11 protein-coding genes are annotated in these 12,970 nt (G+C 60.8%); 1 reads left to right on the top strand and 10 read right to left on the bottom strand.

Annotated features, from left to right (window positions below):
• Positions 1–38: 38 nt before the first annotated feature.
• Positions 39–1,340, top strand: a complete 1,302-nt coding sequence (locus ASE94_RS03275) for a hemolysin family protein (protein ID WP_062629188.1) — start codon at positions 39–41, stop codon at positions 1,338–1,340.
• Between the two features lie 91 nt (positions 1,341–1,431).
• On the opposite strand, the gene ASE94_RS03270 is transcribed toward ASE94_RS03275, so the two are convergent.
• From ASE94_RS03270 to ASE94_RS03225, 10 genes are all read right to left on the bottom strand, one after another.
• Positions 1,432–1,638, bottom strand: a complete 207-nt coding sequence (locus tag ASE94_RS03270; RefSeq protein WP_156351803.1) for a hypothetical protein — start codon at positions 1,636–1,638, stop codon at positions 1,432–1,434.
• A 151-nt stretch (positions 1,639–1,789) separates the two neighbouring features.
• Complete coding sequence (locus tag ASE94_RS03265; RefSeq protein WP_062629186.1) at positions 1,790–2,611, bottom strand: CoA ester lyase; 822 nt, start codon at positions 2,609–2,611, stop codon at positions 1,790–1,792.
• Positions 2,608–3,810: a CoA transferase gene (locus tag ASE94_RS03260; protein WP_062629185.1), complete on the bottom strand. Its 1,203-nt coding sequence runs from the start codon at positions 3,808–3,810 to the stop codon at positions 2,608–2,610. Before ASE94_RS03260 ends, ASE94_RS03265 begins: the two co-directional genes overlap by 4 nt.
• Positions 3,807–4,862, bottom strand: coding sequence for a sn-glycerol-3-phosphate ABC transporter ATP-binding protein UgpC (gene ugpC, locus ASE94_RS03255; RefSeq protein ID WP_062629184.1), 1,056 nt, complete (start codon positions 4,860–4,862; stop codon positions 3,807–3,809). Before ugpC ends, ASE94_RS03260 begins: the two co-directional genes overlap by 4 nt.
• 18 nt (positions 4,863–4,880) lie before the next feature.
• Positions 4,881–6,980: an ADP-ribosylglycohydrolase family protein gene (locus tag ASE94_RS03250; protein ID WP_062629183.1), complete on the bottom strand. Its 2,100-nt coding sequence runs from the start codon at positions 6,978–6,980 to the stop codon at positions 4,881–4,883.
• A 38-nt stretch (positions 6,981–7,018) separates the two neighbouring features.
• Positions 7,019–8,191 (bottom strand): ADP-ribosylglycohydrolase family protein, encoded by a 1,173-nt coding sequence (locus ASE94_RS03245; protein WP_062629182.1) that lies wholly within the window; start codon positions 8,189–8,191, stop codon positions 7,019–7,021.
• Positions 8,192–8,403: 212 nt separating this feature from the next.
• Positions 8,404–9,837: an extracellular solute-binding protein gene (locus ASE94_RS03240; protein WP_082460847.1), complete on the bottom strand. Its 1,434-nt coding sequence runs from the start codon at positions 9,835–9,837 to the stop codon at positions 8,404–8,406.
• 220 nt (positions 9,838–10,057) lie between these two features.
• Positions 10,058–10,957, bottom strand: a complete 900-nt coding sequence (locus ASE94_RS03235; RefSeq protein WP_062629181.1) for a carbohydrate ABC transporter permease — start codon at positions 10,955–10,957, stop codon at positions 10,058–10,060.
• Positions 10,957–11,970, bottom strand: a complete 1,014-nt coding sequence (locus ASE94_RS03230) for an ABC transporter permease subunit (RefSeq protein WP_082460845.1) — start codon at positions 11,968–11,970, stop codon at positions 10,957–10,959. The genes ASE94_RS03235 and ASE94_RS03230 overlap by 1 nt, the downstream gene beginning before the upstream one ends.
• A 2-nt stretch (positions 11,971–11,972) precedes the next feature.
• On the bottom strand, positions 11,973–12,970 hold a 998-nt coding region (locus ASE94_RS03225; RefSeq protein ID WP_062629180.1), incomplete at its 5' end, for a LacI family DNA-binding transcriptional regulator.

The following is a 12,970-nucleotide window of genomic DNA, read 5'->3' as shown; positions in this document are numbered from 1 at the left end:
TTTTAGGCTGTAGGTGAAGCGAGCAACCGGAGATCACCATGTCCCCAGTCCTCGGCGTCCTGCTGATCATAGTCCTTATCGGTGTCAGCGTTCTCATTTCACTATCCGAGATCGCGTTTGCTGCCGCACGCGATCTTCGGATACGCTCTCTCGCGGAAGCTGGTAACAGCAAAGCGCTCCGCTTTGTCGCGCTACGCGCCGATGCCGGCAATGTTCTGACCGCTCTCCAGATCGTCACCAATGCCGTCTCCATTCTGGCCGGTATTTTAGGACACGACGCCTTCGGCCCACTCTTTGCCGGAGGCCTCGAACTTCTCGGCGCTCCACCGGAACTAGCCCTGGCGATCGGTTCGGTTCTCGCCTTCTTGGCCGTCACCCTGCTTTTTGTCCTGCTGGCTGATCTCACCCCCAAGCGCATCGCCATGTTGGTGCCCGAACAGATTGCGCTGTCGCTGGTCTGGTTTCCGGAAGGAGCGGTCAAGGTATTGAGGCCACTGGTCTGGTTCTTCGGCAAGCTTTCCGATGTCATCATCGGCTGGTTCAATATCGACGCCAAGGTGACGGCCGACGAGGTAACCGCCGAGGATTTTCGCATGATCCTGGCGGGTGGCGCCGCCTCCGGCATGTTGATGAAGAACGAGCAGCGCCTGATCGAAAATGTGCTGTCGCTCGAGCTGCGCAGCGTCACCTCGGTGATGACGATCCGCGACGATATCGTCTTCCTCGATATCCGCGATCCCCACGAGGTCCAGCAGGACAAGGTGAGACGACGCCCCTTCTCCCACTATCCGATCTGCGACGGCAGCATCGATGTCGTGATTGGCTGCGTCCGGGCGGAAGACGTCCTCGCCACTGTTATCGACAAACATGGCGAAGTCGATTTTGCCTCGGCAAAGCGGGATGTGTTGTCCGTTCCCGATACGCTCAATGTCTGGGAAGTGCTGGCTGAGTTTCAAGCGCAGAACACCGGCTTTGCGCTGGTGGTCAGCGAATACGCCCACGTGGTTGGTGTTGTCACTTTTAAGGACCTGATGGGCGCGCTTATGCAGGGCCTCGCCAATCCATTTGAAGAACAGGCCATCCTCAGGCGCGATGAACAAAGCTGGCTCATCGATGGTGTCGCTCCATTCGTCGACGTCACCCGCGCACTAGGGGTCAAGCATCTCGAGCCTGAAGCGAGCTACGAAACCATCGGCGGCTTCATCGTTCATCGCCTCCGCCGTGCCGCCCGCAAGGGCGATAAGGTCGAGGCTGCCGGTTATCTTTTCGAGGTCGTCGATGCCGACAAAATGCGGCTCAACCAGCTCCTGGTCACCAAGGTCGGGAAGGCAAAAAGCTAGACGCCAGCGCTGCGGAGAAGTAGGCCTCCGTCGGCTCACCGCCGAAGTCTGCTGTGTCGAGCTGCCGACGAGACAGCCAGAATCCAAATCACTAGGGCTTAAGCGCCAGGTGACCCCATTCCGGGTTCCAAAGCCCCTCATCCGCAATACGGACGACGATCCGCTTCAGATTCAACTGGTCGCGCAATTTCTCTGCATCTAGCAACGCCTGACGGACCGGCACCGGCACGCACGCGATCTGTTCTACCGCTGCAACATCGGCAACGCTGCGACCGAAAATCTGCGTCACCTCGACCACGACGGCGTCCCAAGGGGTTCGCTCGTCTGGCCTTAACCGTTCATACTCAATCATAATTTACCCCGCCAATTGGCAGGGAAAGCAACCACTTTGAATTAAGTTGCAAATACGTCGATCACGTTTGGCCCAAGAGCTGATTAGCTCCTCCCGCCTAACCTCGAGCAAGCAGCGAACGCGCCCGCGCGATGACGGGGGCGTCGACCATCCGTCCATCGATCTGGAAGGCGCCTTCGCCGGCCTCGGCCTCGGCAACCACCCGCTCTGCCCAAGCCCGCTGCGCCGGGCTTGGTGAAAACTCGGCATTGAGGACAGGGACGACGGCGGGATGGACACAGGTTGCACCATCAAATCCTTGGTCCCGCGCTTCCCGGGCTGCAGCTGCAATGCCATCGAGATCGGAATAGTCTGCCGTCGAGCGCAGCATACCGAAGGACATCAGGTTATGTTCCTTGGCGGCATAGTGGACGAGCAATTTGGGCAGTTTCAAAACCTCGGGCGTCGGCTCAGCGCCAAGCGAAAGCGCCAGATCCTCGCCACCGACCGACAGACCCAAAAGCCGCGGACCTTTGGCGATCAAGCGCGCGTCGAGCACCGCGCCGATATCTTCCAGCAGCGCCACGATCCTGGTACTCGGTCTGCCAAGACGGTCTTCAGCGGGGGTAAGTAAGCCATCAAGGGCCACGAGGTCGTCCCGGCTTCTGACTTTCGGCACATAAAGCCCATCGGCGCCTGCCGTAATCGCAGCCAATGCGTCTTCTTCCAGCCGCTCGCCGCTATTGATCCGCACCAGCACCTCGGCGCCACCGCGCCGCACGTGAGCAACCGTCTCTGAAAGCCCATCGCGCGCCCGATCTTTGGCGTCCTCTGGCACGGCATCTTCCAGATCGAGAATGACGGCATCGGCACCGCGCTCATGAGCCTTGGCGATAAACCGTTCGGCATGGGCCGGCACGTAAAGCAGCGAGCGCATCATTCTTTGCCACTCTCCAAAGTCGCGGGATCAAGCCCGATCTCGCTGAGGAGGTCGTTATTATGCTCGCCCAAAGCCGGCGCCGGCCGCCGCCAGACGCCCGGCGTTGCCGACATTCGCGGCACGATATTGTGCATGGGCAGCGTCCCAAAACCCTCGTCTTCGACATCGACGACAATTTCGCGCTCGGCAAAGTGCGCATCGCTCATCGCGTCGGCAATATTATAGACCGGCCCGACGGTCGCCCCAGCCTGCCGCATGGTTTCGAGCGCTTCCGCACTCGCGCGTGTGGCGAACCAGTCGCCAATCGCTGCGTCGACCAAAGCGCGGTTTTTCACCCGGTCGGAATTGGTGGCAAAGCGCGGATCGCTCATCATCTCGGGCCGCCCGATGATTTCAAAAATCCGCTTGGCCACTGCCGGCGTCGATCCCGACAGGGCCAGATATTTGCCGTCGGCACATTTGTAGACATTGCGCGGCGAAGCCGTATTCGAAGCGCTGCCCACCCGCTGCTTGATCTTGCCGGTCACCGCGTGGATCGCCGCTTCCGGCCCGAGCACCGAGAACATCGGCTCAAGTAGCGACAGGTCGATCACCTGCCCCCGCGCCGTTCCCGCCTGCCGCGCATAAAGCGCCATCATCGTTGCCGAGGCGCCATAGACCCCGGCAATCATGTCGGCCAGCGCCAAAGGCGGGAGGACTGGTTCGCGATCGGGAAATCCGGTGCGATCGGCAAAGCCGCTCATCGCCTCGACGATCGTGCCAAACCCCGGCAGATGCGCATAGGGCCCGGTCTGTCCAAAACCCGAAATCCGCACGACGATCAAATCGGGATTGCGCGCCAGCAGCTTGTCCGGCGCCAGTCCCATCTTTTCGAGCGTGCCGGGCCGAAAATTCTCGATGAACACATCTGCTGTTTCAACCAGCCGCCACAGCGCATCCATTGCTGCCGCTTCGCGCAGGTTCAGCATGACCGAGCGCTTGTTGCGGCCATAGGTCTTCCAGAATAGCGAATGCCCATCATCCTTCCAGTCGCGCAAAGGATCACCCTCAGGCGGCTCGATCTTTATGACATCGGCGCCAAAATCAGCCAGTTGCAGGCTGAGCATATTGCCCGCCATCAACCGGCTGAGGTCGAGCACCCTTATGCCATCGAGTGGTCCGGTCGCACTTGGGTTGAACTGCTTGAGCGCAAAAGTCACCGCAGCCTCAGCCCCGTCGCCTTGTCAAAGATGAAGATGCGCGTGGGGTCGATGACGAGATTAATCTGCTCGCCTGGACTTAAGAGCGCATGGTCGCGCACCACGACCGAAATATCTTTCTCGCCCAATCGCGCCAGCACTTCCTGCGCATCGCCTGTCGGCTCGACGATCTGCACCGTGACCGGCACACCCAAAGCCCCGACCGCGATCTGCTGCGGCCGCACGCCATAGACCACGTCCGTCCCCGGCGCGACATCGAGCGGCGCGCCGATCGGCAGGGCCTCGCCGCCAACCTGCACCTCGCTGCCGCCTTCATAGCGCGCCTCGAACAGATTGATCTCCGGCGAGCCGATGAACCCGGCGACGAAAAGATTGGCCGGGTTGTTATAGAGCTCGAGCGGCGCACCCGCCTGTTCGATCCGGCCGCCATTGATCACGACGATCTTGTCGGCCATGGTCATGGCCTCGGTCTGGTCATGCGTCACATAGATCATGGTTTTACCCAAGCGCTGATGCAGGCGCTTGATCTCGCCCCGCATTTTAACGCGCAGCTTCGCATCGAGATTGGAGAGCGGTTCGTCGAAGAGAAACGCCCGCGGATTGCGCACGATGGCGCGGCCCATGGCGACACGCTGCCGCTGCCCGCCCGACAGCTCGCGCGGCAAACGATCAAGCAGGTTTTCGAGCCCGAGGATCGATGCCGCTTCCGCCACCCGTGCCTTGATCTCGGCCTTGGACGTGCCGGCCAGCCGGAGCGAAAAGCTCATATTGTCGGCGACCTTCATATGCGGATAAAGCGCATAGGATTGGAACACCATGGCGATGTCCCGTTCCTTCGCCGGCATATTGTTGACGACCTTACCCCCGATGGTGATCTCGCCCGCCGTAATGTCCTCGAGCCCCGCGATCATCCGCAGCAGCGTCGATTTCCCACAGCCCGAAGGCCCGACCAGCACGACGAATTCGCCATCACCCATTTCGAGCGAAATGTCTTCGAGCACGCTCACCGCGCCATAGCGTTTGCCGACATGCTTGAGTTCGATTTCCGACATGCTGGTCTCCTTACCGGCTTACGCCGCTTCGATGATCTCGAACCGGCCCATGCTGAGCCGCCCGGCTGAAGCCAGCCGCACGCCCGCCATGCCGTATTCGTAGGAAGTGTCCGTCGCGCTGATCAGCTCGCGGCCATCGACAGAAAAGCTCAGCCGATCGCCCGCCACGGCAAAGGCGAATTCGTAGCTCTTGCCCACGTCCGCCTTGAACGGCGCCCGCGCCAAAACGGTCGACCCGAAATTTTCCTTGAGGATGACGACCTCGTCGCCCTCGAACCCTGCAGCATAGAACCGACCGGTCCCCTGCACGCGCGCCGTCACCAGTTGCGATGCGCCGGACAGCCGCTGGATATCGGCCTTCACGGTGACATCCTTGGCGTAATAGTGCCCGGTCCACATATCGGCATCCCCCGCCGTATGCCCCTGAATGCGGCCAAAGCTCTTGGTCCAGTGTCCACGATTGAAGGTGAAGCGGGAAATAGCGCCCCATTCCTGCACTTCGGTCTCGGGCTCGATCACGGTATGCCCCGCGCCTTCGACCTTGAAATCGGCGAGGAACAGCCGGCCAAGGAATTTGACCCGGCCAAAATATTCGATCGAAATCCCGATCTCGTCGATCGCCTCGACACCCTCGGGCACGACGAAGCTATAGTCCTGCCAGCCATCCGCCGAAGGCACATGCCAGGCGCCCGTCTCTTCGATCGCCCCGCTCATCGTGCGCCGCACATAGGGCGCGACCCGCAGATTGCCGTCACCATTCCAGGGATCGAGCCAGAGCTTGAACGACACGGTCTGCCCCGCATCCACCACCGGGGTAAACATCGGGCGATAGCGCTCGTCGTCAAAATCGCTCCGCCGATAGAACGGCTTCCAAAACACCCGCCCGCCCTGCCCGCGCTCGAGCCGATCGAGCTGGATTTCGAGCGATCCGCGCGACCCCTCGACATGCCGCTCGTCCGAGTGTTTCAGCGAAATCTGGTTGAACCCTTCGGTCCGGAACCCATGCGTCGAACCCGGCAGGTCGAAATCTAACCGCAACCCGCGGCGCGTGAAATCCTCCTGCCACAGCGCCGGCACGTCGCGCCCCGCCAATTGCAGCGCCAAAACCGTCAGCTCCCGCGCAAAGCTTGGAATATCGACGATGTTGATCGTCCCCACGATCCCCGAAGCGACGAGGAAATCGTTGATCGGCTTGCGATACTTGTCCCAACCCTCATGCAAACCCTGGAATGTCGCGACAATCGCCGCCGCATTGCCCGCATTGCAGTCCGTGTCCCAGCCCGCCATGGTCGCGATCTCGGCCGTGCGCGGCAAGTCACCCTTGCCATAGAGGATCGACATGATCGTCACGCCGGCATTGGGGATGATGTGGCAAACGCCAGGATAGCGGTCATAGCCCCAATCGGCCGTCAGCATGTCGCGGCACGCGCGCCAATCGTCCGGATTGGCCTTGTGAAAATCGATCACCGCCCGGCACACCCGCGCATAGGTCGACCCCGCATCGATCGTCTTCATCGCCGTCTCGATGATCTCGTCGATACTTTTAGCCTCGAACGCCGCCGCAATCGCCGCCGCGCAGAACCGTGCGCCATTGAGCCCGTCGCCGTCATGGGCAACGCTCGCCGCCATGGCCGACATATCCGCCGCCCGCTGCGGATTGCCCGGATTCACCCAGCCCCAAGAGTCGATAAAGATCTGCCCGCCGATCTGCTCGGCCACCGTCGTGCCGTTCTGCGCGATCGAGCCCGATTGCGGCGCGGGAATACCGGCGCGGAGGTTGCGATAGGCCGTGTGCTCGGTCGACACCCCGAACCCGCCCCACCAATACATGCCATGCTCTTCGGCGGCATAGTTGAGCCAGGTCTTGCCCACATCCTCGGCAGTGGCCCCGAGCCCATAGTCGCGCAGCGCGCGGATGAAATAGACGGGGCCATTGGTGTCGTCGTCAGCCGCGAAATTCTTGAAATCGCGCAGATATTGCGTCACCTCGCCATAGGTCTTCTGGATGCGCTCATAGCTCCAGATGGTCGGCTCGACGGGCGCACCGAGGCGCACGCCAATGGCCTTGCCGATAAAGCCGGCATAGATCTTTTCAAGGATTTGGATTTCAGAGAGCATTCGGCGTCTTTCTTGGCAAAAGATGGGAAGGCCAGCGATTACGCTGGCTCGAAAAGGGCGGCGCGTGCCGCATCGCGTTGGGCCTGGGCTGCGCGGTCAGCCGCAATGATCGCGGCCACGGTTTTTGAGAAAGCATCGGCCGAGGCCGTCTGCGTCAGGCGATTGGCAGCATCGATCTGGTCGCGCTCGCCTTCATCGATCACGGCCTCACCATGCATGGCCCCAAGGATCGCCCCGGCCATGACGCCGATCGAATCCGTATCGCGCCCCGAATTGATCCCGTCTTCGATCGAAAGGCGGAAGTCCCCCCGATTGAAAAGGCAAAAACCCAGCGCCAGCGGCAATTCCTCGATGGAAAGGAGCCGGCTCGGCCGATAGGCGTCGCTCACCCGCCCCGCTTTGTCGGCACTGTGATTGACGTCATCGCCCATCACTGAAAAGCGCGCGATAGCAGCATGAAACGCCTCGCAAACCTCGGCATGATCGGCACCTGTGCCCCGCAACCGCCGCGCCTCGTCGGCGATAGCAACGATCGCTGCTCGCGTGCCGTCCTTGGCGAGCCCGATGACCGTATCGACGATTTGGTCGATCGTGGTGCCCGGCACAAAAGCCGCCGCCACCGCCGCGGCCATAACGCCGGCCGCCTCAAGCCCATAGCTTTCCTGATGCCCCGAGGCGAAAGCGATCGCCTCGTCGTAAGCATCCTTGGGATCAGCCGCATTCGTCGCTCCGATCGGCGCGATATACATGGCGGCCCCACAGTTCACCATATTGCCGATGCCGCCCTGGCGCGGGTCGCAATTGGACAATTGATGACGCTGGAAAATCCATTTTTCGGGATAAAACAGGCGATCGATCAACATCGCTTCGCGCCCCAGTTCGGGCACCCAGCGCTTGGTCCAGGCGATCTGGCGCACCATCCCATCCGCCATGTCCCACGCGTCGAGATGGCGCCCCACCTCGGCATAGATGTCCATCATCGCAAGGGTCATCAGCGTATCGTCAGTGACGATGCCATCCCCGCGCACCCGATGGTTCCGCTGCTCGGGCGGCAGATCCATCTTGTGCCAGCGCGTCATCACCGAGGTCACCCGCCCATAGCGCGCCCGGATCTCTGCCGCCGACAGTTTTTCGACCGGCGCCCCCAGGGCATCGCCCAGAGCGATCCCATGAAGCATGCCGCGAATGCGGGATGAGAGGGTTGGTGTCATGTCAGGTTCCGACTTTTGTCATTCTAATTGGCGCCAGGCTCTCACCCGGCTTTGCCGTGAAATTTCAGTCGACACCCTCCCCCTGGCGGGGAGGGTCAGGGAGGGGGATGAGAGCCACGACTTCGCGGCTCCCGCACCCCCTCCCAACCTCCCCCGTCAAAGGGAGAGGTGTCTTTCCGTGGCCCTGGCCGTATCTTGCCAGCCGGCCTTGATCACTTGCCGAGCACCGTCGCCGCATACTCGGCCATGCGTTGGCCACCGGCAGCGTTATATTCGCTGACGAACTGGTCCCACTGATCGAGCGAGGCTTCCCCGGTGATGAACTTGGCGACCCACGAGCGATAGACCTGCTCGGCAGCGTCGACTTCGGCGGCATATTCGGCTGGCCAGACAAAGGCATTGTCGGCGACGAAATTGGCCTTGATCGTGTCGAGCGCAGCCTGGCCAGTTGCCGACAGCAGCGGCACCGGTGGCTCCCAATTGGCAGCGTTGAAGAAGCGGGCATACCAGGTCGAAATCTGGTCGGTAAACGTCACCGCGCCGCTGGCATCGGTCGTGTGATGCACACCCTCAAAACCCATGCGGTCGATGTCCTGGCCTTCCTTGGACGCCATGAAATCGAGCACCGCAAAGGCCTCGTCCTTATGCTCGGAAATGGACGAGATCGCCCAGCCGCGCGATTCCTTGGAAACATCGAGCGCCGCCAACCCCTGTCCGCCGGGACCCGACGGAATAGGCAGCAGCGTTAGTTCGATATTTTCGCCCGGATGGGCCTGGCGCATCTTGCCCGAATAGATGTCGATCACTTCCGGTGACGAGCCGAACATCACGCCGGCCTTGCCGGTGTAGAATTTGTCTTCCTTCACGTCGAACGTGTTGGTCACATATTCCTTATCGAACAGGCCTTTTTCGGCGAGCCGCGCATAGAATTCGATCTTTGCCTTTTCGGCATCGGTAACGCGCGAATTGACCCAAGCGCCATCCGCAGTCTTCATCCAGGTGCCGGTCACGCCGAATGCCTGGTTGAAGATGGAATCGAGCTCGTTGGTATTGCCGAACCCGGTCAGGCCAAGCGTATTGCCCTTCGTGCCGTCACCATCGAGATCGGCATCATGAATCGCCTGGAAGAGCGCTTCATATTCCTCGACGGTCTTGGGCGGCTGCAGCCCAAGTTGGTCGAGCCAATCCTTGCGCATCACCGGCTGCGGCGCACGCGGCGGATAGATGTAGAGAAGGTAGGGATAGTTGGCGAGGCGCTCGACATTGTGGGGCCAGAGCGCCGCCTTGATATGCTCGGATTTTTCGATCCAGGGATTGAGATCCTCGAGGATCCCCTGCTCGGCCATCTTCTGGTCGCCGCCCTGGAAATAGATGATATCCGGGATATCGCCCGAAAGCAGCATCACGCCCAGCGCATCGACATAGGCCGAAGTCCCGCCCGGCAAGTCCACCGTCTGAATATCGATATCGTGCCCCTGCGCCTTGAGCGCGGCCTCGATTTCCTCGATTTCCTTGACGTCATCGGGATTGGTGGTCAACAGGTCCTTGCTGACCAGCCTAATCGTCGTCTGTGCCATGGCCGGCACAACGGCCGAACCCAGAACGGCAATCGCCGTCGTCGCTAAAAGCAGTTTCTTCAGTGTCATTGCACTACTCCTCCATTGTTCTTAGTCGTCACCGCTTGCGCGGAATTCTTTGGTTTTGGCTTGTTACTAGGCACGCCCTTCACCTCTCCCTCTGGGGGAGAGGTCGACGCGAAGCGGCGGGTGAGGGGGCCTTGCTCCTCGCACTTCCCATCCACCGTCCCTGCACCTCCCCCTTGATGGGGGAGGCCGGGAGGGGTGGAGCCACCAACGCCGAGTCCCCTCATCCCTTCAGCGCTCCTGACATCGTCCCCTTGGTGAAAAACTTGAGGATCAGCGGATAGATCGCGAGGATCGGCAGGATGGTGATGAAGATCATCCCGGCCTTGAGCGCCCTGATGTTGATCTGGGCGATACCGATATTGTTGTTGGCATTGTTCGCCCCGACGATGGCGATCTTGTCGCCCTCGATTACGAACTGCCGCAGCACCACCTGCAGCGGCCATTTGGTCTGGTCGTTGAGATAGATCATCGAGCGGAAGAACTCGTTCCAATGGAGGACGAGATAAAAGAGCGCGATGGTGGCAAGCGCAGGCTTGGCCAGCGGCAGCACGACCATGAAGAAGGTCTGGAACGGATTGGCGCCATCGAGCTCGGCCGCTTCGAGCAGTTCCTTGGGGATCTCCTCGAAGAAGCGGATGAGGATGATCAGGTACCAGGCGCTGATCGCCTTATACATGATCACCGACCAGGGCGTGTTAAGCAGCCCCAGCCGCTTCATCAGGAAATAGTCGGGAATGATGCCCGGCTCAAACACGATGGTGACGAGGACAAGGATAAAGATCAGCCTCCGCCCCGGCAGCCTAGGCCGCGACATGCCCCAAGCCATCAGCGCTGTTCCCATTACGCCGATGCAGACGCTCGTCGCCGTCATCCAGATCGAGTTGAAGAGGCCCCGCTGCACATTGGGATGCTGCAACAGGAGGGTCCAGACATCGGTCGAAAACCCGTCTGGAACGATCGAGAGGCCAGAAAAACCCGCGACCTTGCTCGGATCGGTAAAGGACAGGGCCAGAAGGTTCAGCAGCGGCTGCAGCGTAAAAACGACGAGCAGCAGTAGCGTCGAAACGATGAGCACATATTCGACCCGCTCGAGCGGGGTACGGCGCGATTGACCGAACATCACCACACCCCCTTGCCGGTCAGCCGCTTGCTGACGAGATGGGAGGTGACGACGAGGACCATGCCGATCACCGCCTTGAAAAGACCCGCTGCCGTCGCCAGCGCATATTCGCCGGTCGAAAGCCCCAGACGGTAGACATAGGTGTCGAGAATATCGATGGTCGAAGCGTTCACGTCGTTCTGGAAGTTGATGATCTGGTTGAGATCGGCGCTGAGGAACATGCCCATGTTGAGAATGAACAGCGTCGCAATGGTCGGCACGATGCCCGGAATGGTGACGTGCCAGATTTTCTGCCAGCGATTGGCCCCATCCATTTCCGCCGCCTCATAAAGCTGCGGATCGATCGCAAAGATTGCAGCGAGATAGAGAAGGCTGTCCCAGCCAGCCGAGCGCCAGATTTCCGAAATCACCAGCACCCAGCGGATCGTGCCGGTATTGGTCAGGTAGTTCGTCGTGCCGAACCCCATCGATTGCTGGATCTGATTGACGGCGCCATCGGTCGGCGACAGGAGCGCAATGAAAACGCCGGCGATCACCACCCAGCTCAAAAAGTGCGGCAGATAGATCGCCGACTGGATCACGCCCCGCAATTTGCCATTGCGGATTTCATTGAGCAGCAGCGCCACGATGATCGGCACCGGGAAGACCAAGAGGATCTTCATGCCCGAAATGATCAGCGTGTTGGCGAGAACCGAATAGAAAATCGGCGAAGAAAAAAGCTGCTGAAAGTTCTTGAGGCCAACCCAGATATTGGGCGGAATGATGCGGACCTGTTCGAAGGCCATCTTGGCCTCCCAGATCGGCACATAGTGCCAGATGAAGAAGAACAGCAGCCCCGGCGCCATCATGACGTAATAGGGCCACCACTGACGCACGCCAGCGCGCAAATTGCCGCTCGATGTTACCGGAATGCTACCCGATCCACCGCCAATTCCACGGCCCGCCGCAAGTGAAGCGGGAACGTTCCCATCCGAAAGCACAGCCGAGATCTTCTGCCCATCCTTGGCAACCATGATCAGTTCCTCCCTGCCCCTGCTACGCGCCGGGGCGCCGTGACCGACAGATCGGCGAGTGAGCCTCGCTCTATCAATCGGCACGGCATATAGATGCGCCGATGTTCCGGCTTGTGTTCTATTTCGTCGAAAAGGCCTTCCACCGCCCGCTCGCCGATATCGCGCCCGGGCTTGGCGACCGTGGTCAGTCCCGGCCAGGCAAACTCGCCCGAGGGAATGCCGTCAAAGCCAAGGATGGAAACGTCGCGCGGACAATCGAGTCCGGCGTCGCGCACCGCCATCATGGCGCCAAGCGCCATCATGTCATTGGCCGCAAAAACCGCCAGATGCCCAACACGAGGCTGGGCCAAAAGGCGTTTCATTGCCTCGCGCCCGCCTTCGACCGTATATTCACCGTCCTCGATTGCGAGCACGCCCGGATCAAGATCGCGCTCGACGAAATGCTCATGCACAGCCCGCAAAAACCGCGCCCGTGCAAGACGCGACTTCGGCCCAAGGATCAGCGCCGGCGCCTTGTGTCCCTTGGAAACCAGGTGATCAAGACCGAGCCGCACGGCCTGGGCAATGTCCGAACCAACACTCGAAACATCGGGATAGCGCTCGGCGCTCGAGCCGATGAAAACGCACGGCATGCCAAACCGATCGAGATCATCGAAGCTGTCCGAGACCGGATTGACGATGGCTCCATCGACCCGCGCCCGGCGCAGCGTTTGCAAATGCGTCGCCTCGGCCTTGGGGTCCCAATCGGATGAAAAAACCAGGAGCGAAGCCCCTGCCCGCGCCGCACGGTCCTGCGCGCCGCGCGCCACATCGGCCCAGAATGGGTTGGCGATATCGGGGATAACCAGGCCCAACATCCCGCTCCGCCCCGACCGCATACCAACCGCCAGATGATTGCGCTCATAGCCCACAGCCGCCGCCGCCTTGACCACCCGCTCCCGCGTTTCCTCGGTGATATTGGACGAACCCGCCAGCGCCCGCGCCGCAGTGCTCTTAGACA

Origin of the sequence: Devosia sp. Leaf64 (assembly GCF_001421945.1) — a bacterium.
Taxonomy (GTDB): domain Bacteria; phylum Pseudomonadota; class Alphaproteobacteria; order Rhizobiales; family Devosiaceae; genus Devosia.
This window is presented reverse-complemented; position numbering and strand designations above follow the sequence as displayed.